This is a genomic window from Mesorhizobium sp. WSM4807 (assembly GCF_055811615.1).
The window spans coordinates 62,519-83,722 of record NZ_JBVVQY010000022.1 but is presented as its reverse complement, the minus strand read 5'-3'; the positions used below and the strand labels follow the sequence as shown (position 1 = coordinate 83,722).

The following is a 21,204-nucleotide window of genomic DNA, read 5'->3' as shown; positions in this document are numbered from 1 at the left end:
GGACTGCCGGATGCGTATGGTCATTTTCGGTCTCACCGTCACCTCCTCGTGGGGAAACGGACATGCCACGCTGTGGCGCGGGCTGATCCGTGCGCTCGGCCGGCTGGGCTGGTCGGTCAGCTTTTTCGAACGCAACACCCCATACTATGCCGGCGCACGCGACCTTGATCATCTCGATGGCGGCAATGTCGTTCTCTATCCGGAGTGGGAGGACATTCGCCATGTCGCGGAACAGGCGATCGGGCAATCCGACGTGGTGATCGTCACGTCCTATTGTCCCGACGCCGTGGAAGCATCGCACCTGGCGCAGCAGGTCTGTCGCGGGCTGAAGGTTTTCTACGATCTCGACACCCCCGTCACACTCGCCCGGATCGAACAAGGTCTACGACCGGCGTATTACGGGCCCGAAGGGCTGCGCGATTTCGACCTCGCCTTGAGTTATACGGGGGGAACCGCAATCGATGCGCTGAAAACGCTGCTGGGCGCCCGACGTGTCTTGCCTCTGTACGGTCATGTCGATCCCGAGCGACACCGGCCGGCAGAGGCCCTAGCTGAATTCGCCGGGGATTTATCCTATCTCGGAACCTATGCGGCCGATCGCCAGGCCGGCGTCGAAAAGCTGCTGGTCCGCACGGCAGCGCGCCTGCCGGACCACCGCTTCGTCATCGGCGGCGCCCAATATCCGCACGAATTCCCGTGGGGCGAAAACATCTTCTTTGTCAGGCACCTTCCGCCTGCCGATCATCCAGCCTTCTTCTGCTCATCGCGTCTGACGCTGAACGTGACCCGCGAGGCGATGGCCAAGAGGGGCTGGTGTCCTTCGGGCAGGCTTTTCGAGGCGGCAGCCTGCGGCGCGGCGATCGTGAGCGACACCTGGCCCGGGCTGAGCAGTTTTTTCCAGCCGGGCAGCGAGATCATCCTGGCGAACACCACCGACGACGTGGTCGCGGCAGTCGGCTTGCCCGACAGCGAAGTCGACGCAATCCGGCGCCGGGCGCGCGAGCGGGTGTTGGACGAACACACCTCTGCGCAGCGCGCCAGGGAACTGGACCGACTCCTGTCCGATTCATTGCAGGGCTTGACGAGGGGGCAGGGCTTGACGGCGGGGCAGGGCTTGACGGCGGGGCAGGGCTTGACGGCGGGCGAGCCGTTGAAGGAAGCAATCTGATGTTGGGCATCGTGCCCGCCGCCGGCCGCGGCAGCCGCATTCAACCGCTCGGCTTCTCGAAGGAGCTCCTGCCGGTCGGGAGCCGCATCGACGGCCAGACCGAGCGTCCTTGCGCGGTGAGCGAATATCTGGTGCGTCGCATGGTGCGCAACGGCGTCGACAAAATCTGCTTCGTCATCGGATCGGGAAAATCGGACATTCTCGAATACTACGCCGCCGGCTACAGCGACGCCGCCGCATTGTTTGTCGTGCAGCCCAACCCCGTCGGTCTTTGCGACGCGATCTTCCGTGCCGCGCCGCTGGTCGCGACGGACGAGACGGTTCTGGTCGGCCTGCCCGACACGATCTGGTTTCCGGAAGACGGCTTTTGCTGCCTGCCGGACGACCGGCTGTCGTTTTTGCTCTTCCCGGTGGATCAGCCGGAACTCTTCGATGCCGTCGTTCTCGACGGGGATGACCGGGTGACGGAGATCCAGGTCAAGCAACAAGGCGCCGCATCGAACTGGATTTGGGGCGCGTTCAAGATGCCGGGCCGCATACTTCACCACCTTGCCGCGCTTTGGCGCGAGCGGGATCAAAGCGACGAATACGTCGGCACACTGATCAACGCCTATCTGGCGGCCGGCGGTGAGGCTTACGGCGTCAAGGCAGGCACCGCCTATGTCGACGTCGGCACTTTCAACGGCTACCGCACGGCACTTCGGCTGCTTGAGAACAACGACCCTACGTTGGAGGACTCGAAAAACCCCATGTTCGTGCTGCCAGGGCAGTCGCAGATACCAAGCCATCCAGGCGAAGGAGGCTAGCCATGCTGCATTCGAACGCCGAAATCCGTCGCCGCATCGATGCCCTTGGCCCGTGGTTCCACAATATGGAGCTGGCAGGCGTCGAAACCGCCCCCGACCATTTCCTCGGCAACTACCCGCTGATCAAATGGCGCAAGTTCGCCGACGCCATTCCTGCCGATCTGTCCGGCAAGGCCGTGCTCGACATAGGCTGCAACGCCGGCTTCTACTCGATCGAGATGAAACGACGCGGCGCCGGCCGTGTCCTCGGCATCGATTTCGATGAAGCCTATCTGGCGCAGGCGCGCTTCGCCGCCGAGATCGCGGACTGCGACATCGAATTCCAGCAACTGTCGGTCTACGACGTCGGCGCGCTGCGGGAGAAATTCGACATCGTCCTGTTCATGGGTGTGCTGTATCACCTGCGCCACCCGCTGCTCGCTCTCGATCTGATCCGGGAGCACGTCGCCGGCGATCTTATGATCTTCCAGTCCATGCAGCGCGGCAGCACCGAACTGCCTGCACTCGATGAGAATTATCCTTTCTGGACACACGATCTGTTCGACCGGCCGGAGTTTCCGAAGCTGCATTTCGTCGAGCATCGTTATGCCGACGACCCAACCAACTGGTGGATTCCCAATAGCGCCTGCACCGAAGCTATGCTGCGCAGCGCCGGCTTCGAGATCGTGCTGCACCCGGAACAAGAGGTTTATTTCTGCCGCGCCGCCGACGAACCGGCCGGCGGCGGCGCCGTATACCCGTCGAAAGGACAACTTCATGATTGAAGCCGCGATGATCTGGAACGAGCCGAACAACAAGTCCCATTGGGATCCCGAACTCGACCCCGACTGGAGCCGCTTCGCCAATATGGCAATACTGGCCGCCGATGCGATCGCATCGGAAAACCCCGCCGTGACCAAGATCCTGGGCGGCATTTCACCGATCGACGCCGATTTCATGGCACTCATGAAGCAGTACGGCGCGCTGGATCATATCGATGCCGTCGCCGTGCATGGCTTCCCGCTCGACTGGAACCTCTGGCAGATTCAGGAATGGCCCCAAAAGATCGGTGAGATTTCGACCGTCACCGATCTTCCTGTATGGGTCAGCGAAGTTGGTGTGTCGAGCTTCGGTGCCGAGGAGGTACAGCTATGGGGCCTGCGCCGGACCGCCGAACTGCTGCTCGGCAATGCCTCGCGCATCCAATGGTACAGCCTCTACGATCTTCCGCGCGAATGGGGGGCAACGACGCGCCATCGCGAGGCGGAAGGCTCCTCCTACTATCGCCACTTCTACATGGGCCTGCTACGCGAAGACGGTACGCCCAAACCGGCGCTCGAGGAATTCCTGCGTTACGCGCCCGAAATGGGACTGGTGCAATGGTTCCACTTCGAAGATCCCCGGCTGGATGATGCCGTCGCCTGGATGAAGCGGCTGGGCGTCACTAATCTGCGCACCGGGCTTTCCTGGGCCGATAGTTTCAGGCCGAATGCGCTGGACTGGTACGACCGGCAGATGGAAGCGCTCGCCGAATTCGACGTGACCATCACCTTCTGCTTCACTCCTGAGCACCGCGGAGTGATGCCGCACCACACCAGTCCGCCGCTAGTGCCGGAGGAATTCGCGGAGTTTTGCGCGACAATGACCCGCCGCTACGCTCCCGCCATGGCTGCCTCGCCGGTCAGAGCGGTGCGGGCTTCGGCAGCATGAGTGAGCAATGCAACACGCACCCGACAGGTCCGGAACGCTTGCCGAATTCGCCGCCCTGTTGACAGGCGCTGCCCCGCACGGCTCTGACGATGCTGAAATCATGATCGTTGTCGCGCATCCGGATGACGAGACCATCGGCATCGGCGGACATCTCGCCGGATTGCGCGGATCTCGCATCGTGCATGTCACCGACGGCGCGCCGCGAGACCTTGACGACGCGCGAGCGCACGGCTTCGAGACTTGGCAGGACTACGCCGAGGCCCGCCATAGGGAGTTGGAGACGGCGCTGGCGGCAGCGGGTTTGCCGTCGACGGCCCTGATCAGCCTCGGTTATCCAGATAAGCAAGCCGCCGGAAATCTTAGCTCGCTCGCACGGGAACTGACCGGCCTTTTGGCCGATCGCGACGTCAGCTTCGTCTGCACGCATCCTTATGAAGGCGGTCACCCTGATCATGACGCGACCGCCTTTGCCGTCCATGCGGCTTGCCATTTGCTGCGCCGCGACGGACGCCATGCCCCGGCGATCGTCGAAATGGCGTTCTATTCGGTCGGGACTGAAGGCGCGATCCTCCAGGACTTCAACAATCATTCCGGCAGTGACTGCATCGAACTGCACCTTACGGAAGCGGCTTTCGAACGGAAGCAGTGCATGCTGGCCTGCCACCGGACACAGCAACGGACGCTGGCGCCGTTTGCGGCGCGCGTCGAACGTTTCCGGGTGGCGCCTGCTTATGATTTCCTGGCGCTGCCGAACAACGGCAAGCTTTATTACGAGGCGCTGCCGCTCGGCTTCGAGGCGGCGGTTTGGCTTCACGCCGCGGCCGCTGCGCATGAGGAGCTTGGGCTCGACCGGCCATGACCCTCACCGTCCTGAACGTCGCCTACCCTCTCGCCCCAGTCGGCCCGGATGCGGTTGGCGGTGCCGAGCAGGTGCTGTCGATGCTCGACCAGGCACTCGTGCGCGCCGGACACGGTTCCATCGTGATCGGTTGCCAGGGCTCCAAAGCGGCGGGCGTCCTCATCGAGACACCTGCTGAACCAGGTGTGCTGGACGATGCGGCGAAAAAACGGGCACAGCGCTCCCACCGCGTCGCGATAGACTTCGCACGTGCCCGTTGGCCGATCGACGTGGTTCATCTGCACGGCATCGATTTTGATGCCTATCTGCCTGATGATGGCCCGACCCTTGTAAGCCTGCACCTGCCGCTCGACTGGTACCCGGCCGATGCCTTGCGCACGGTCCGCGACGATCTATGGCTTCACGCCGTCTCGATGGCCCAACAGAGGACCGCGCCGCCGGGTGCCAGGCTGCTGGCACCCATTCCAAACGGCGTCGATATCGATGCGCTGAGCGGTCGGAAGTCCAAGCGCAACTTCGCGCTGGTGCTCAGCCGCATCTGTCCCGAAAAGGGCATCCATCTGGCGCTGGATGCGGCCAAACAGGCTGGTGTGCCGCTGGTCATCGGCGGCAAGGTCTATCCCTACCAAACCCACACGCTGTACTTCCGTGACGAAGTCAAGCCGCGCCTCGACAAGCGGCGCCGCTTCCTCGGTCCGCTCGGCTTCACGGCCAAACGGCGCTTTCTCAACGCCGCCCGCTGCCTGGTCATTCCCAGCCTTGCCGCAGAAACCAGCTCGCTTGTCGCGATGGAGGCCCTCGCCTGCGGCACGCCGGTTGTCGCCTTTCCAAACGGCGCGCTGCCGGACGTGGTCGAACACGGCAGGACGGGCTTTCTGGTGAACGACGTCGACGAGATGGCGGAAGCCATCGTCGCAGCCTCCCGCCTGGATCCCGAGATATGCCGGGCCGAGACGCGGCGCCGCTTTTCGCTCGACCGGATGATTTCGTCTTACATGGACGCCTACCATGCGCTGGCAGGGCTTGGTGCCAGCCGCAGGGGCATGGCGGCGGCGCAGTGAGCGGTTTTCATGCTTCGCTCCGAGATCATCGACGATCCAGCCGCCCTTGAAGCCCTGACGCCGCGCTGGTGGGAGCTGTGGGCGCACAGCCGAACAGCGACGCCGTTCCAATGCCCCGCCTGGCTGGTGCCGTGGTGGCGCGCATTCGCGCCCGGAGATCTGGCGACGATCGCCGTCTGGCGTGGCGACGATCTGGTGGGGTTGGCGCCACTTTACCTGGAAGATACGCCTTCCGGTCTGCGACTGCTTCCGGTCGGGATTTCATTGAGCGACTATCTGGATGTCCTGTGTTTCCCCTGCATCGAAGCGGCTGTAGCCGCCGTCATCGCCGACCGGGTTCTTGCGATCAATTGGTCGCAGTGGATTTTACCGGACCTACCGGCGGGTGCTGCGGGTCTCGCTATTACGCACCCTGCGTTGGAAACAGGTCAACTTGCCGACCACGCCGCTTGTCCCGTGCTCTCGATTGCCGGGGACGACGCGCTGGCGGTCTGCGTTCCGGCGCGGCGAAGACGCCAGTTGCGCCGCGCACATAAAGCCGCATGCAGGCGCGGCTGCGTTTCCATTATGTCGGCGCAAGCCGATCCCAAAACATTCTTCGATCACCTGATCCGCCTTCACGGCGCGCGTTGGGCCGGGCATGGCGACGGCGTGCTGGCCGATCCGGCTGCAGAAGAATTCCATCGGCAGGCGCTTCCGCTGCTTGCCGCACAGGGCCTTAGCCGATGTTGGCTTGTCGCTATCGATGATGCGGTCGTCGGCGCCTACTACGGATTTCATCATCGCCTCCGCGCCTATGCTTACCTTGGCGGTTTTGATCCGGCCTATGCCGAGGAAAGTCCTGGCGCAATCCTGATCGGTCACGCGATTGCGGAGGCGGCTCGTGAAGGGGCGCGGGAGTTCGACTTCCTGCGCGGCCAGGAAACCTACAAATACGGCTGGGGCGCCGTCGATCGATGGACAATGCGAAAGGTCTGGACGCGGAGCATCGCTCAATGAGCACGACTGGACGAAAACCGTCGCCACAGGCGTCGGCAGCAAGAATGGTGCTCGACGAGTGTATGGCCGACGGGGCTAGCGTCGAAGCCATCATCGCCAGACTGGCGCTTCGCGTCGAGACGGGGATCGATGCCGCAGAATTGGCCGATGTGGCGCTGGATATGCATTCAGCCGACGTTCGAAAACGAGACAGGCTGGAGCGGATCGCTGAGCTGCTCCATCACAGGCCTGACATATTTGCCACTCTGCGCGAAACAGGTGCGGCCGTTCGCCACGAACGCGATGAATGGGAAACTGACGCCGCGGTCGTCAGGCGGCTGGCCGCCGGCTTTGATGCCGCGGCGACGATTTCCCTGGCGGCGAGCGTTCAGCTGTCTTCGTTGGGAGACGAGGAGAAACTCGCCGCCGCCACCGACGAGATCGTCGCTTGGCTGGAAAGGCAAGGCTTCACCGGCGCCGACCGTGACATTCTGGACATTGGTTGCGGCATCGGGCGTTTCGAAAGCGCGCTCTCCAGCGCGGCGCACCGGATCGTCGGCATCGACATATCCTCAAAGATGATTTCGATCGCTCGTCAGCGATGTACCGGGTTGCACAATGTGGAACTGCGGCCGACCTCTGGTCTCGAACTTGCCGATTTCGGCAACGCAAGCTTCGATTGCGTGCTGGCTGTCGACAGCTTCCCCTACCTGGTGCTGGCTGGCCTGGCGGAGCGGTATTTCAAGGGAATTGCGCGTGTTCTGAAGACGTCAGGCATGGCAGCACTTCTGAATTACTCCTATCGCGGATCGCCGGCGCTGGATCGTGCCGATGTTCACCGCCTCGCCGAAGCCCACCGCATGCAGGTCGTGGTTGACGGCGAGAAGCCGTTCCGGCTGTGGGATGGCAATGCCTTTCTTCTTACTGCATCCGACGGAACATTACGGTCCAATAATCGTTCGGGCGTCAAACAGAAAAGGCACCTGTGAGTGCCCTCAATCCGAAGGAGGACTAGATGGCGTCCGTCGGCAAGAAACACATCGCCTCGGCGCCAGGGCAAAGGCTCCGGCACCGGCGCGATGACCGATTTGGCCAAGGACAAGGTCGAGGAAACGCGGCTTTGTCCAACAGAGCCTGGGAGCAGCACACCGAGTAACGCAGGCTCGATGGCAATCGGATCAACTCCGATCAATACCAGGATCATGCCGCAGATCGGCTCTCTTAAGAGTGACTGCTGCAACCGCAGACGCGAATCATGACCAGTGGCCAGCTGAGGTCGCGAGAGTCGAATTGTCGAGCGCGCCCGGAATATTGCCGGGGAGGAGCGGAGGGAAAGGCATAAGCTCCCCCGACGATACCAGCGGCTTCGAACAATGCTGTGCATGGGACGGCGCTGACCGTGAGGACGGCGCGAGAATCCTTGCAAACACGGATTGCTGTCACCACACTGGTGAAGGGATTAATTCGTCAAGAGAACACGATGTCTCGCTCGAGTGACGATACCATCAGCCCGCAACTCCGGCTGGCAATAGACCGGAAGATTGCATCTCTGCTGATTGCCATCGAGCAGGAAAAGGTCCCCGACCGGTTGACCAACCTTGCGGTTCAATTGCAAGACGCGCTTGTCGAGAAGCGTCGATGCAAAGCAAAGAAAGAGGACTAGCTATCGACGCCTGTCGACTGCGAAGTTTCCCTGTGCTTCGGACAGGTGATTGCGTCTTTCTACCAGTGTCTGCAGCGAACTTTCGCCGAGGTATTCCAGCACGCTGGCGCGCGCTCGGTTAAGCCGGCTTTTTACCGTTCCTACCGCGCAACCGCATACTTCGGCAGTTTCTTCGTAGCTGACACCAAGAACCCCGATCAGCATCAGGACCTCGCGCTGATGTTCCGGCAGCATCTGGACCGCGCTATAGACTTCCTTGCTCTGAACGGACCACTCCTGCGTAGCTTCCGAAATCGGGATCAGAGAGGCACAGTCAAGCAGGCCGGGTTTTTCCCTGTCGGCGGCCTTGATGCGCGTATGATAGGTGTTGCGCATGATGGTGAAGAGCCATGACTTCATACGTGTTCCGGGCTCGAACTTATCGATGTTGGCGAGCCCTTTGGTCAAGGTCTCCTGGACCAGGTCATCGGCATCGTCAGGAACACGGCAGAAACTGCGGGCGAAGGCTCGCAAAGCAGGTATCAGGTCAACGATGGAAACTTCATCCGTTTCCTGGTTGGCCAAGGCGTAGCCCCTCGAGGACAATGGTCCAACTCCAGCAAGAATGAGTCGATGAACGCAGACCTAGCTAAATGCATGAAGGTTTGGATCGTTCCGGACGTCGATATAAGTCGCTAGAAAATCTCGGATCGGGCGAAATACGCGCAGGCCGTGCGTTTTGCGGCTGAGTTCCCGTTGCGGCGAATCCCGCCCGCTTGATCGGAAGCAGCCAAGGGAAATGTCCCGCCCTATTCATCGGTTTCACGTCGGAAGCCGAGTCACTTCTGGGCAAGGCAGGTGCCGATACGGATGAAGGACTGATAAAGCTGCAGTCAAAAAAAGCGGCTGAAGAATTTGTCCAGGCTTGCCGGAAATTGCGGCTGCGGGCGCGAGAGGCGGCCGTCAAGCTCTGACGCCGGTGCATGCTGGCCATCTGTTCGCATGGTGACCGGAGCCGCGGCAACAAAGTGGGCGGACATCCCTTTCGCTCGGACAGGCTATTTATGACCGGCTCGTATTCTTAGCCTCCTCCTCTCGCTTCTTTTTTAGGACTTCGTCAGTCCCGACCAGCTTTTTCGACCCGCCGGGGATCGCTGTGGACACCACGGCAGGCGGGTCGCTTGCGGGGAAGGAATCCTCAAGGCCGGCCTGCAACTGGTCTTCCAAGGTTTCCGGCTTCTGCGACCGACCAGGTGTCCTTCGGGCTTCAGTTTCCTCCAGCGGCTGTTTCATGTTAGGTGAAGAACTAACCTCTCGAACACAGGCATAAAGCTGTTCGATGGCAAATTCCTTCAGTGTTTCGAAGTTGGCTCTATTATCATCATCATGCATTGCCTCGATCTGATCGACCATGGTTTTCTCGAACCGGTCAAGGCTGTCGGCTCCGCAAGCCTGGCAAAGCCGCAATAATGCTTGTTTGAGCATTTTCGGGCCAAAGTAAGCCGACGCTTCGAGCTTGAGCCGTTGCAAATCCTCTGGAGTTGCCGCCTGAAGTTTTGACATATGCAGCCCTTTCGCCTGATGAGCATATCAACGGCAATTGTCGGCAGATGTTCCATTCACCGGCACCGATCCATCGCTCTCGCTCAGCGAACCGCCGCCTATCGCCGGAGCCACATCGTGCGGTCGAACATGAAGCCATGGACGAACAATATCGCCGGGCCTTCGCCCAGGTCTTCGCAGGCGAGACGACGCCGTTCACTTCGACATGACAAAGATCAAGGGCAGCGGCGTCACTCACGCTCGCCTGCTCTTTCGCTTTCCCGTTGGGTATGCCTGATGAAGTCAAGCATGAGCGGCGCGGCCGCGGCCGCGTGCGTCTCGAGCAGCTTGTGGCCGGCATCGAGAACATGGGCTTCCATCCTCGGCAGCGCCTGCATCCATGACAGGATCTCAGCGAGATCGAAGAAGGGGTCGTGGCGTCCCCAGACCATCAGGGCAGGCGGCTGCCGGCGCGCGAAATAAGCAGCGATGTCGTCGAACCCAGCGACGTAATTCCGATAGTCCCTAACGAGCATCCGCTGTGTCTCCATCCGGCCCGGTAACTGCATCACTCGCCAGTCCTCCTCCCAGCTTTCGGCTGGAATTCGCGCCGCCACATCCGGTGGCATCCCGCCGAGATACCCGTTGCGCACGCCCCTCGAATGTCAGATGCGCGGTCGCAGCCGCCTCGTTTTCCGGGTTTGGATGCGACCAGTAGGCCATCACCGGGGCCCATTGCGACCCGAGCCCGGTTCGATGAGCGTTGGCGTTCTGAACGATGAGGCCTAAGACTTGTTCCGGCGCCTGCATGGCGATGTGAAACCCCGCCGGCGCGCCGAAATCATGAAGGTAGAGGTAACGCGGCCCGACCGCGAGCCGGTCTAGCAGCTCCGAGATGGCCTGGCCAAAGGCGGGAAACGAGGGCGCCGGCAGGGTCGCTGGGCGCATATTCAGACTCCTTTGCTTCGTCTGGGTCGGCGTTAGCGCGGCTGTTGCCGTTGCTGCCAGGGCGGCGTAGCCGAGGGGGAAGGAACGGCGGAAAGCTCCGTCGTGATCCTTGCTCCTGGCTATAGCTGGCGGTCGTCGCGATGATCGGCGAGCCCACTCGCCTCGCGCTGGGTGACCTCCTTCATGTCCATGTCGACGCCGATGCCGGACTGGCGCTGCAGCCCGTAGACCTCTTCGGCAAAGTTCATCTTGGCGAGGACGGCGTCGATCTCCTCGTGCTTGTCGGGAACATCTCAGCGGGACCGCCAACCGCCACCCATTTGATCGGGACGAGCGAGTTCGGCGGCAGGACGCTGCGCACGTGGACCACGCCGTCGATACGAACCTCTGTGCATCGCCCAATGACCGCGCCCTGATAGATTTTGACGCCCGTTGCCAGGAAGCACTCGTCCTTAACGATGCAGCCCTTGAGCGAACAGAGCGGCCCGATCAGGACATGATCGCCGATCTCGACGGCGTTCCGGCTAGTGCTGCGGATGTTGAAGTTCTCGCGGACGACGCACTGGGCGCCGATCCGTACCGGCGCGCCGTGCGCCTCGATCACCGCCCCGAACGAGACGTGCGTGCGTGGACCGATCGCCAATCACCGCTGTCGGGGCCACATAGGCGGTTGGATCGATGTTCGGCCGCTTGCTCTGGTGCTCGATAAGCATGGCGGACTCCTATACGGAGGATGTCGACTGAAAAAAGCTAACGGGCGAGATCAGCGCGAGTTCCGCTGCGCCCAGCCGATCTGCTTCAGCCGTTGCGTTTACCGATCGCGAGACATGGTCGAGCGCTTCTTAAACGGATCAAGCGATGCCGGCGTATCGCTAGATGAACCAGGTCGCCACTAGGCCGACTGACGCAGCAAAGATCGCCAATGTCGTCACGCCGCCAAGAACATTTGTGCCGGGGCTGTTCACCTTGTCGCCCATGATCTTGCGGTTGTTAGTCATAATGAGGATCAGGAGCAGCAGAGGCGGAGTGGAGAAGCCCTGTACAATACCGGACCAGACCAGGGCCTTCATCGGATTGAACCCCATGAAATTGAGCCCCACCGCCACCAATGTGATCACTCCAGTCGCGATGTAGAATTTGGGAGCCTGGCGAGGTTTGTCGTTCATGCCGTGCTTCCAACCCATCACCTGCGCAAGATCAAAGGCAGCGCCGGTCGTCATGACTGGAACGGCCAGAAAGCCGACGCCGATCACGCCGGCTGCGAAGACAATTCCTGCCGCATCACCGGCAAGTGGCCGCAGCGCTTCGGCTGCCTGGGCGGCTGTCTCAATCTGGGTCTGACCTGCCTCGTAGAGGGTTGATCCCGTCGAAAGAATGATGAAATACATAATCAAATTGGAAAACGTCATACCGATCAAGATGTCGCGGCGGGACCGGCGGAGTTCGCCTTCCGTCGCTCCCTTTCGCTCTTTGAGAGTCGTCCTGCCCTCTGCAATCTCTTCCTCGACCTCCTGGTTGGACTGCCAGGTATAGAGATATGCCGAGAGCGTCGTGCCGATGATGGCCACGAGGATAGACAGGCACTCGCGACTGAACTCGATTTTTGGGATCAGAGTGCCGTACAGAACAGACAATGCGTCCGGTTTTGCGAGGACGGCGGAAACCACATAGGCAAGCAGCGTCAGCGCCAGCCATCGGAATGCGTTTCGGATCAATTTGTAGGAGCCGAAAACCTGCAGAGCGAAAATAATGGCCGCGACGCCAACCACTATCAACGGAACCGGCAGCGGGACGAACAAGTTGAGAGCCGCGGACATCGCTCCAAGATCCGCGGCAGCCTCAATGGTGTTGCCGATCAGCACGCCCACCAACACCGACCACAAAAGCCATCGCGGGTAAAAATCGGAAATGACCTGGAAGAGCCCGCGTCCGGAGACCTGACCCAGCTTCGATGAGAGATACACGACAGTGTACATCATCGGCAGCGTAAGTGGCGCGGTCCAAAGCAGGTCGGGGCCGAACCTGGCCCCGGCGCTGGCGTAGGTTCCGATGGCCGAGCAGTCGTCATCGGCCGCGCCGGTGATCAGGCCGAGCCCAAGAGCCCGGCCGATGCCGCTACCCTCCTGTCGGGCGTTTTTTCGGCCGGGGTCCTTGCGAGCCGGTTCGCTCATTGAACACGCACTGCCGCTGGCGTGACATGGTGGCCAATGGAGACATGCATCGGAACAATCATCCTCTATGGCAACAAGCTGCAGCAGGCGATCATCGGACAGTTCTCGTGTTTGGAATCGAACAGCCAAGCAGGCGCTTTGTTCCGTCGGCAGGCCATGCCGCACTAATGACTACGGGTAGAGCCTGATGCACGGCCACGCGGATTGTAGAAAGCGCCGATCGGGCGGCCTGCCAGCAAGTGAGAAAGGAACCTTTTCTGAAACACGCCGTTTGCCAGTAGGTCGTTGCATTAGCGACCAGTAAACAACGGAAGGGTCTTGTCATGAGCTACAAGATGATCTGTTTAGGCGCGATGGCGCTTTCTATGGTAAGCGGCGTTTCTCTTGCGGCAGGCACCGAAACAGGCACGTCTGCCTTGGATGACCCCGCAAAGATGGAGCCGTTCTACACGGACTCCAGCATGACGACTCTGCGGTCCGACGACGAGTTCACGGCAGCTTGGAAAGCGCTGACGGACGAGGACCGCATGGCAATGACAAAAGTCTGCGATGAGGAGGCGGCAAACGCCAACGCCGCCAACACCCACCCTGAATTCTGCAGCAGTGTCAAAAAGCTCGGCGGCGGGAGTAACTGAACCATGGAAGGCGGGCAACGGCCCGCCTTTTGATTAGCGACGGTGGTGAGGCAGGAGGGAGGATAGCCGCGTGGATCGGCTATCTTAACGGGCCGCCCCGCCACTTACGGCCATGCGAATGCCCAGGCCAATGATAAACAGCCGGCGATGCGCTGCTGCCAGAGCCGCATCTTCGGTTGTTTCAGGATCCACTCGCCAACCGCACCGGGGGCGAGCGCATATGCGCCTAGCACCAATACGCCGGTGATTTTTTGCGTGCCACCCAGCAACAGCAATTGCAGGATCACCGATCCTCGAGCCGGGTCAACGAATTGTGGAAGGAACGCAACCATGAACGTGATGGGCCAGGGATTTATGAGATTGGCGATCATTCCTTCTCGTGCGGCAGCCAGCGGACGAAGATTTCGATGCTCTTGGACGGCAACTTCCGTGGATGACGATCGCAACAGGCTTAGTCCGAGCCAACACAGATAAGCGGCGCCAGACAATCGGAGCAGACTGAATGCAAGGGGCGACGCCCCGACCAATGAAGACACACCTAACGCGAGGAGAGGCAATTGAACAAGCCCCGCACCAACAGTCATGCCCAGTACCGTGAAAACGCCGTGCTGCGCCCGTGGGAGATCCCGCGTGCCGTCATGCTGTCCGGGCCGGGCGGAGCCTGCATCAAGATAACTGTCCCTAGGAAAGCTATCCACAACACGGGATCCATCATCCTGCTCTTTCACCTAATATCTGCGCAGTGCCCTTGAACCCATTAGTGTCCTTGAATTGTCAGCTAACTTAGCTTGGCAGTTGCAGGCGAATCCCTGCAACTGCCGGTCAGTCAGGCCGGCTCAAGACTCTCGGATGGCAAGCCCGATACCTGCATCTTCAGAGCGGAGCCCCTGGCAATCCCTCGCCGGGGCTCCGCAAGCCGGCGGCATAGGGAATTACGCGGCCGCTTGAAGAGCACGTTGGTTGACACCACCCTCGCCTAGACCCGTCAGCGCTTCGTCCGTCGCGACCTCTTCCTTGAGCGTCTCTTTGAGAAGGGCAGCAACATCGGCCTTTCCCATCTGCTCTGCCCAGGCGATAAGAGTTCCGTACCGGGCGATCTCGTAATGCTCGACGGCTTGCGCCGCTGCTACCAGTCCGGCATCGAGCGCAGGAGCACCTTCATAGTCTTCAAGTATCTCAGAGCCCTCTTCAATGATGCCGTCGATCGCCGGACAGGTCTTGCCGCGTGCTGCCTTGCCGAATTTCTCGAACACTTCCTCGAGGCGATCGACGTGACCTTCCGTTTCCATACGATGTTTTTCGAAGGCAGCAGTCACTTTTTCCGACTCCGCGCTTTTGGCCATTTTCGGCAGCGCCCTCAGTATCTTCTTTTCGGCGTAGTAGAGGTCTTTGAGTCCGTCGAGGAACAGGTCCTCGAGACCCTTGGTTGCCGCTTTTGCGGCTTTCTTCGTAGTTGCCATGGTCGTCTCCCGCTGGGGTTGGAGCTAGCCTCCTTAAAATATGAAGGCGTCCGATAACCCCGCCGGTCGGCAACAAGTTCCCTGACGATCCGGGCCGCTGGGAAATTTTTCCGAAGCTTTGGGTCGCACAGGTGCTGCAAGGCTTACTCTGGTGAGCGGAGGCGCGAGGAAATGGTCGATATCGCACGAGCTTCGCTCGCTCGCCTTTCGGGCCCGTGCCCGGTCGGCCCGCGCTCAGGAGCGCGAGCTCCTTTTCGGCAGACCATGCGCTTGAGCAAAATCACCGACGAGGGAACTGTTCGCATCGCTTCGGATGTCGCAGCCATCGGCTCAATCGATCCGCCTGATACGGCCCTTTTCGAGACGGAACACTCCATCCTGCCCGCCCTGCTTCTCAAAATCGGTAAGCAGATCGTCCCATGTACCCAGGAATTCGCCGCAGTCGTCGCAAAAGATCCGGTCGTCAGGACCGGCGTCGGCCGGAATCCTCAGCCTTATTGTCAGGCAATAAGGGCACTCCAACTGGTGGTTGAGATACTGCTTGGTCATGGACGATGGCGAGAATGCACTGGAAATATGGCCCCTGCAACCTCGCTCGCGCTGGTCTGACGAGCTCGGTCAGAAACGTACAGCGATAGGGGGCATCACGGCGATTGTTGCGATCCGGGAATAACGAGCGCGCCTTCGTCAGGGGCCGAATATTCAAAGCCGATGAAAAACGCAGCAAGAATTAGCGCGCAGATAATTGCAATTGCTGCCAGTGCGGTTCTGGACAACGGCTTACGCGGTTCCCGATCTTGCAACACTGAACCACTCCGCTCTCGGTTCGAAGACGAAGGGGCAAGGCAGCTTGACCCATTATATGCCGTCTTTGGTCGGAGGCCAACCAGACTGAGCCGTTGGGGGAATGTTGTCGGATATCAACTCTCCCCGCTTGAGTTTTCTGATGGCTTCGTCGGCTTCGATCTCATCCAGCCCGGAAAGCCGCCCACGGATGTTCCGTGGTCATAAGCGTTTTGCGATCTTAATTTGACGCTCATGAGCCGGCGCAAATGGCACAGGATAGCGCGGGACAAATCCGACAGTGCAAGACGATCGCATCAGCCTAAGAGGTTAATCGGCCGCTTTCTTTGGCGGCTCCCGGGTCGCATGCGTGACGACGGTATAGCGCGTAATCGGACCCTCATCGGGGTCTTCTCCTTGAAAGTGAACGTCCGCGTTCACCGGTAGCCGGCTGGCATTGCCGAACTCCTTAACTGCGGACGCACGGACGAGTTGGATGTCGGGGTCCTGCTTCATAATTTTTATTGCCGCAAGCTCGGCAGTACTGCTGCCGCCAATGCGCCAGCTGGCTTCGAGCACACCGGATCGCCAGATACCCGACGAATCGACGCCCTGGCCGATATCGTAATTGCACCGCGAAGCGAAAAATCCAGGATACTCAGCCATCGCCGCGTCATAGGCCCTCGCCTGCACCGTTGCCAAAGCTAATGCGCGAGGAAGCCGAAGGTCTTCGAGAGCTTCCCATCCGCCGCGCATTACAATGAGATCGGATCCGCCATAAACGGATTGTCCCGCATTATCGGTCGTCGTCCTTTGAGTGCCGTAGTAGGCGATCATGATTTCATCGATCTCCGTTCTGCCTACGCTCAGCGTGACGATGTCACGAAGGTCCGCTTCGAGCACAAGACCGCACTCGTCCAGGTCGGGGGAGCGGTATTGCTCGAGCAGTCTCTCGACGTCAGCAACCGTGCGAACGACGTGCTGGTCTTGGCCTCGCGAGGAAAGCGGCGGCTTAAGCCGGGCCAGCCCGAGCCTCAGCAGACGTTCCGCTGCTCGCAGCGCATCGGATCGCGAAAATACGGTGTAGCCAGGCAATACTGCTGCGCTGACAGTTCTGCCGAAGCCGGTTGACCATTCTTTCGGTCGCTTGGCCAAGCCGTCGACCAGTTCATGGGTTATGGCCTTGGTCATTGCGAAGCGCCAAGGCACCACGCCGCCGAAGAGGTCTTGTGGCCCGTTGATACCCAGCCGTGCCGCATCAGTGGCAAGCAAGCTGTCGTCCGGCACGAAATACAAGCCCTCGCCGTTGCCGCTGCTGTTGACTAGACCCTGCTGGAAGGCAAATCCCTTGAGGCTCGCAATCGTGCGGGCAACGGCAGCCATAGCTTCCCGTTCGTGTGCGTAGAGAGGCTCGCAGCCCGGCGCGGAGAATGCGATCACGGTCCCTTTTGCTTCGCTCGGCTGACTGCCTCTGTGCTCGGTCATGTTGCTCGTTCTTGGGGTGCTACCTCATTATGGCCGCGGGTTGCCGATGTTTCGGCCGGCGGTTCGCTCCGACCCAAGAGAACGCGCAAGATGGCAGAAACGTTCAGCCTGGCTTGGCCGGCTCGCCGTTTTCTGCGTCCTTTCGAACGATATACGACGGGAACCGGTACCCGGAGCGCGCGATTAGAGGGGTAGACGTGAGGTCCAGGTCGTGTCTGAAGGTGACCGCATAGTGGCGAAATTCGAAAACAGTATCGGGTGGATTCGGTGACGTTGCTGGTTCAGCCGCGCCTGGTCAACGACCCCTTCTCGGATGCGGGGCTTCTTCTGGATTTCCGATTCGGCAACCGGGCGGTGCTCTTCGACATTGGTGATCTGTCGCCACTTTCGCCGCGCGAAATCCTGCGCGTCAGCCACGTATTCGTATCACATATGCACATGGACCATTTCGCCGGCTTCGATCGGCTGCTGCGGTTATTTCTATACAGGAATAAAACAGTGCATTTCTTCGGCCCGCCTGGGTTGACCGAGGCCGTGCAAGCCAAGCTCAACCCATACACATGGAATCTCCTCGACGAACAGTCCCACGACTTCATGATAGCCGCCTGCGACTGGACGCCGGCCGGATTTCGTCATTCCCGCCTCTTTCGGGCGCGATCGGGCTTCGCTCGGCAGGATACGGCATCAAATACAGCCGAGGGAAATATCCTGCTCGACGATCCCGATTTCCGTATCGAAGCAGCAATGCTCGACCACGGCGTTCCATGCCTTGCATTCGCGTTTCAGGAAAAGATCCGGGTCAACGTGCAAAAATCGCAGCTGGAAGCATTGGGTTTGCCTGTCGGACCGTGGTTGAGCGAAGCCAAGCGTGCGGTCCGGCGCGGAGCTGATCCGGAAACGACGCTCGCCCCAACCGCGGATCGACATATCTCGGTCGGCGAGCTGCTCGGTGGCGGAGCCCTGAGAACCGGCCCCGGACAGAAGATCGTCTATGCGACCGATCTCGCATTCAGCGAGGCAAATCTTGCGCGTGTCGTTGCGCTTGCGCACGGCGCTAACCAGCTGTTTATCGAAGCGGGCTTCCTGCAGGAAGATCGCGAGCTGGCCGCCGCGAAGCGCCATCTCACGGCAGCCGAAGCTGGCACGATCGCCAGGCTTGCCGATGTTGAACATGCCGTGCCGATGCACTTTTCGCCCCGCTATCTCGGACACGAGGACAAACTGCATGCAGAGTTCGCGGCACATCTGGTCGCGGGATGCGGTCCTCAAACGGGACAATGAATACCGACATGTAAGCGACAGCCGGGATCACCCGCGCTTTTCGATCACTTGCGTTGAAGATCCCGGCGGGCGGTCCGTCGACGTCGGCGTGCAAGGATGGCGCAAAGGGTGACCGGGCGAAAATCCCAGCTGTCGACGCCCGTGTCGTACTGGCGCGTAACCGGGCTCAGTCTGCCGTGGGAATGGCCATGCAGATTGATCGATTTCTTGCCGATCTGATTCCAGGTGCGAAAAGGATAGTGGCAAAGGATCAGCAACCTGCCGTCTATCGTCAGCTCCTTATAATGCTGTCTGCTGGCCCAACCAGCGGCGCCGATAGTTACTGCGCCGTCGTTGTTGCCGATAATCAAATGCTTCTGGCCATGAAGAGACGACAGGAGCGATGAAACGAATTCGGCCGATCCCCTCGCAAAATCGCCGAGATGCCAGATCTCGTCGTCCGGTCTGACGGTTTCGTTCCAGAGCGAAATCAGCGTTCGATCGTGTTCTGCCAGCGAGCCGAACGGGCGACGATCGATACGCAGGATGCGGGGATCGCTGAAATGTGTGTCGGCCGTGAAATAGATCATGGTCGTTCACAGCCTTTGCGGACGATATAGACCAACGAGCCCGAACCTCGGCATGCAGTCGTCGAGCCCGTCGAGCGGGATGAGATAGCGCGCCATCGCGCTCTGGCCACCTCTGCTTGTGTTGGCAGAGGTCGGTGGCTTCCATCAAGGACCTTCACGGCATCACCTTGCATTACGCCAAACTGCGCGGAGTGGGTGAGATCGCAAGAACCTAGGCGGTGAGCTCATCGACACGTTGAGCGGTGGCTGACGGAGTCCGCTTTGGTTGAACTCCGCAAGTCGGTTTGGGGTCGGAGCCACCTCCGGAACGCGCCAGAAGCAGAAACTCCGGAGAGGCGCCGCCCGAGCGTCCGTGACGAGTGCGCCGAGTAACGCCCCTCGCCATGGCTATCCCGCCGTCGACCGGATAGGGTCTCACTACGAGGTGATCAGCAGTCCAGAGGCAACTGACACGCAATCACGCCGGCCGGCAATGGGTTCGCCATCCCCTCGCCGATTTCAGCTCATAAGAGCCGGTCATCGGCGACATCCCTCCGTTGCTGATATTTCCGGTCACAGACAGAGGCGTGGGGTTTCCGACAGGGGTTCATCTCGTCGACCTGACCAGGGAGTGAGACAATGATAGCGAGAACACTGGGTGCGGTGGTTATTGCGGTGTGTGCAACGGGCAGCGCCATGGGCGCGTCTACGCCGGCTCTCAAGCCGATCGACCCGGTCGCGCTTCAGGCAATGGTGGAAGGTGCGGCTAAGGAACTCCTGCTGCCAGGTGCCATGGTTCTTCTGCAGACTCCGCAGGGCAATTTTGTCTTCGGCTACGGAACGACCGAGCTAGGGGTCACGAACCCGCCGCGCGCCGATACCCATTTCCGGCCCGCATCGAACACCAAGACGATGACGGCCGCCGTGATCGTGCAACTGGTCCAGGAAGGGAAGCTGGGCTTCGACGATCTGATCTCGAAATACGTTCAGGGCGTCCCGAACGGTGACAAGATCACCATTCGCCAGCTCATTAAGATGCGGAGTGGCCTCTATAACTTCACCAATGCGCCGGAACTTGCCGAAAGCCTAGACCATGATCCGGACAAGGTGTGGACGACGGAGGAGGTACTCGCCCTGGCCTTCGATCGGCCGACGCATTTCGAACCAGGCGCCCAATTCGAATATAACAATACGAACTACTACTTGCTCGGCCTCGTCGCCGAGAAGATCGAAGGTCAGCCTTTGGCCAGCATCTTCCAGGATCGCTTGTTCGGGCCGCTCGGCATGAAGAATACGGCGCTGCCGGTGAGCACGTCGAAGGCCATCCCCGAGCCCTATGCGCACGGCTACCTCTACGGCGGCACCTCATACGCTCTGGTTGATGCGCCCTATCCGGACGATCTCCAGGCGGCGGCCAGGGCGGGAACGCTCAAGCCGAACGATGTCACGTGGCAGAACCCTTCGCCGTATTTTGCGGCCGGCGGCGTCGTCTCGACCGCGGACGACCTCGCGATCTGGATGCGCTCGCTCGTCGGCGGCAAGGTTCTCAATGCCGACTATCAGCGCCAGTGGCTGGACAGTCCCGAGCCAGAGGACCCAAGCAAGCCTGAAGGCCAGAAGTACGGATATGGCATCACTGTGATCACCTTCGGGCCGAACAAGATCTATTTCCATGGTGGCGAGATGCCCGGCTACAACTCCTTCATGGGCCATGACCCGGCCAACGATGTCACGCTGATCGTATGGACCAACCTGACGCTGTCGCCCGATGGCAAGGCAACCGCAAATACCCTAATGGTGAAGACACTGGATCAGATCTACACGGTGTCACCGCTTCAAAAGGCGAAATAACGACCCTGGTGGAAGTTTGTCAGGGCTCCAGACTTGTCTTGCCGGCGCGCATGGCGTCGACGACTTCGCGGGTCGAGTCGAGGACGAGCTGCGGTTGATCCTTGTGGATCTCGTGACCGCCGTCGGTGTTGACCACGTGCTTCGAGCCGGGCACGAGTGCATTTGAGGTGGCGAAAACGATCAGACACGGCTAGCATATCCTCGCTTTGGAGAGTGTCGTGCGTACGAGGCGTTTCAGAAAGCCGATAGTCGTTCAACCCGGCCGGATCGATTGCGACAGGTTGTTTGTCTGTCTCC

The 21,204-nt window shown here is 60.4% G+C and carries 24 protein-coding genes; 13 read left to right on the top strand and 11 right to left on the bottom strand.

Features of this window, described 5'->3' with window-relative positions; all coding sequences use genetic code 11:
* Positions 1 to 10 precede the first annotated feature (10 nt).
* From AC0L3N_RS24685 to AC0L3N_RS24645, 9 genes are all read left to right on the top strand, one after another.
* The gene (locus AC0L3N_RS24685) at positions 11 to 1,168 is read left to right on the top strand and encodes a CgeB family protein (protein WP_473549989.1); all 1,158 of its coding nucleotides are present in this window, start codon (positions 11 to 13) and stop codon (positions 1,166 to 1,168) included.
* Positions 1,168 to 1,974, top strand: coding sequence for a nucleotidyltransferase family protein (locus AC0L3N_RS24680; RefSeq protein WP_473549988.1), 807 nt, complete (start codon positions 1,168 to 1,170; stop codon positions 1,972 to 1,974). Before AC0L3N_RS24685 ends, AC0L3N_RS24680 begins: the two co-directional genes overlap by 1 nt.
* A 2-nt stretch (positions 1,975 to 1,976) precedes the next feature.
* Positions 1,977 to 2,738, top strand: a complete 762-nt coding sequence (locus tag AC0L3N_RS24675) for a TIGR04290 family methyltransferase (RefSeq protein ID WP_292205079.1) — start codon at positions 1,977 to 1,979, stop codon at positions 2,736 to 2,738.
* Positions 2,731 to 3,663 (top strand): glycoside hydrolase 5 family protein, encoded by a 933-nt coding sequence (locus AC0L3N_RS24670; protein WP_473549986.1) that lies wholly within the window; start codon positions 2,731 to 2,733, stop codon positions 3,661 to 3,663. The genes AC0L3N_RS24675 and AC0L3N_RS24670 overlap by 8 nt, the downstream gene beginning before the upstream one ends.
* Before the next feature lie 7 nt (positions 3,664 to 3,670).
* Positions 3,671 to 4,522: a PIG-L deacetylase family protein gene (locus AC0L3N_RS24665; protein ID WP_473549985.1), complete on the top strand. Its 852-nt coding sequence runs from the start codon at positions 3,671 to 3,673 to the stop codon at positions 4,520 to 4,522.
* Positions 4,519 to 5,583, top strand: coding sequence for a glycosyltransferase family 4 protein (locus AC0L3N_RS24660; RefSeq protein ID WP_473549983.1), 1,065 nt, complete (start codon positions 4,519 to 4,521; stop codon positions 5,581 to 5,583). The genes AC0L3N_RS24665 and AC0L3N_RS24660 overlap by 4 nt, the downstream gene beginning before the upstream one ends.
* Positions 5,584 to 5,592: 9 nt before the next feature.
* The gene (locus AC0L3N_RS24655) at positions 5,593 to 6,582 is read left to right on the top strand and encodes a GNAT family N-acetyltransferase (RefSeq protein ID WP_473549982.1); all 990 of its coding nucleotides are present in this window, start codon (positions 5,593 to 5,595) and stop codon (positions 6,580 to 6,582) included.
* A complete protein-coding gene (locus tag AC0L3N_RS24650; RefSeq protein ID WP_473549980.1) occupies positions 6,579 to 7,550 on the top strand; it encodes a class I SAM-dependent methyltransferase in 972 nt (323 codons plus the stop codon). Before AC0L3N_RS24655 ends, AC0L3N_RS24650 begins: the two co-directional genes overlap by 4 nt.
* A 431-nt stretch (positions 7,551 to 7,981) precedes the next feature.
* Entirely contained in the window at positions 7,982 to 8,224 is a 243-nt protein-coding gene (locus AC0L3N_RS24645; RefSeq protein WP_473549979.1) for a hypothetical protein, read from the top strand.
* Here AC0L3N_RS24645 and AC0L3N_RS24640 read toward each other — a convergent pair whose 3' ends face one another.
* The 7 genes from AC0L3N_RS24640 to AC0L3N_RS24610 form a co-directional block, all read right to left on the bottom strand.
* Positions 8,225 to 8,788, bottom strand: a complete 564-nt coding sequence (locus AC0L3N_RS24640) for a sigma-70 family RNA polymerase sigma factor (protein ID WP_473549977.1) — start codon at positions 8,786 to 8,788, stop codon at positions 8,225 to 8,227.
* Positions 8,789 to 9,265: 477 nt separating this feature from the next.
* A complete protein-coding gene (locus AC0L3N_RS24635; RefSeq protein ID WP_473549976.1) occupies positions 9,266 to 9,766 on the bottom strand; it encodes a hypothetical protein in 501 nt (166 codons plus the stop codon).
* Positions 9,767 to 9,996: 230 nt separating this feature from the next.
* Positions 9,997 to 10,281 carry an alpha/beta fold hydrolase gene (locus AC0L3N_RS24630; protein WP_473549974.1) on the bottom strand — a complete coding sequence of 95 codons (285 nt, stop codon included), beginning with the start codon at positions 10,279 to 10,281 and terminating at the stop codon, positions 9,997 to 9,999.
* The gene (locus tag AC0L3N_RS24625; RefSeq protein WP_473549973.1) at positions 10,271 to 10,693 is read right to left on the bottom strand and encodes an alpha/beta fold hydrolase; all 423 of its coding nucleotides are present in this window, start codon (positions 10,691 to 10,693) and stop codon (positions 10,271 to 10,273) included. Before AC0L3N_RS24625 ends, AC0L3N_RS24630 begins: the two co-directional genes overlap by 11 nt.
* Before the next feature lie 119 nt (positions 10,694 to 10,812).
* Positions 10,813 to 10,941 (bottom strand): hypothetical protein, encoded by a 129-nt coding sequence (locus AC0L3N_RS24620; protein ID WP_473549971.1) that lies wholly within the window; start codon positions 10,939 to 10,941, stop codon positions 10,813 to 10,815.
* The gene (locus AC0L3N_RS24615) at positions 10,938 to 11,336 is read right to left on the bottom strand and encodes a hypothetical protein (protein ID WP_473549969.1); all 399 of its coding nucleotides are present in this window, start codon (positions 11,334 to 11,336) and stop codon (positions 10,938 to 10,940) included. The genes AC0L3N_RS24620 and AC0L3N_RS24615 overlap by 4 nt, the downstream gene beginning before the upstream one ends.
* Positions 11,337 to 11,565: 229 nt before the next feature.
* Entirely contained in the window at positions 11,566 to 12,864 is a 1,299-nt protein-coding gene (locus AC0L3N_RS24610; protein ID WP_473549968.1) for an Nramp family divalent metal transporter, read from the bottom strand.
* 323 nt (positions 12,865 to 13,187) lie between these two features.
* On the opposite strand from AC0L3N_RS24610, the gene AC0L3N_RS24605 reads away from it, so the two are divergent.
* Entirely contained in the window at positions 13,188 to 13,499 is a 312-nt protein-coding gene (locus tag AC0L3N_RS24605) for a hypothetical protein (protein WP_473485012.1), read from the top strand.
* A 104-nt stretch (positions 13,500 to 13,603) separates the two neighbouring features.
* Here the strand turns inward: AC0L3N_RS24605 and AC0L3N_RS24600 are convergent, their stop codons facing one another.
* Both AC0L3N_RS24600 and AC0L3N_RS24595 read right to left on the bottom strand, forming a co-directional pair.
* Entirely contained in the window at positions 13,604 to 14,083 is a 480-nt protein-coding gene (locus tag AC0L3N_RS24600) for a LysE family translocator (protein ID WP_473550017.1), read from the bottom strand.
* 348 nt (positions 14,084 to 14,431) lie between these two features.
* Positions 14,432 to 14,959 carry a YciE/YciF ferroxidase family protein gene (locus AC0L3N_RS24595; protein ID WP_123148981.1) on the bottom strand — a complete coding sequence of 176 codons (528 nt, stop codon included), beginning with the start codon at positions 14,957 to 14,959 and terminating at the stop codon, positions 14,432 to 14,434.
* Positions 14,960 to 15,229: 270 nt separating this feature from the next.
* Between AC0L3N_RS24595 and AC0L3N_RS24590 the strand changes: the two genes are divergently transcribed.
* Entirely contained in the window at positions 15,230 to 15,568 is a 339-nt protein-coding gene (locus AC0L3N_RS24590; protein WP_473549967.1) for a hypothetical protein, read from the top strand.
* Positions 15,569 to 16,072: 504 nt separating this feature from the next.
* Here AC0L3N_RS24590 and AC0L3N_RS24585 read toward each other — a convergent pair.
* Positions 16,073 to 17,227, bottom strand: coding sequence for a DUF3182 family protein (locus AC0L3N_RS24585; protein ID WP_473549965.1), 1,155 nt, complete (start codon positions 17,225 to 17,227; stop codon positions 16,073 to 16,075).
* Positions 17,228 to 17,494: 267 nt separating this feature from the next.
* Here AC0L3N_RS24585 and AC0L3N_RS24580 point away from each other — a divergent pair, with 267 nt between their 5' ends.
* Positions 17,495 to 18,508: a ribonuclease Z gene (locus tag AC0L3N_RS24580; RefSeq protein WP_473549964.1), complete on the top strand. Its 1,014-nt coding sequence runs from the start codon at positions 17,495 to 17,497 to the stop codon at positions 18,506 to 18,508.
* 44 nt (positions 18,509 to 18,552) lie between these two features.
* Here the strand turns inward: AC0L3N_RS24580 and AC0L3N_RS24575 are convergent, their stop codons facing one another.
* A complete protein-coding gene (locus AC0L3N_RS24575) occupies positions 18,553 to 19,077 on the bottom strand; it encodes a metallophosphoesterase family protein (protein ID WP_473549962.1) in 525 nt (174 codons plus the stop codon).
* 618 nt (positions 19,078 to 19,695) lie between these two features.
* On the opposite strand from AC0L3N_RS24575, the gene AC0L3N_RS24570 reads away from it, so the two are divergent.
* Positions 19,696 to 20,907, top strand: coding sequence for a serine hydrolase domain-containing protein (locus AC0L3N_RS24570; RefSeq protein WP_473549961.1), 1,212 nt, complete (start codon positions 19,696 to 19,698; stop codon positions 20,905 to 20,907).
* Positions 20,908 to 21,204 lie beyond the last annotated feature (297 nt).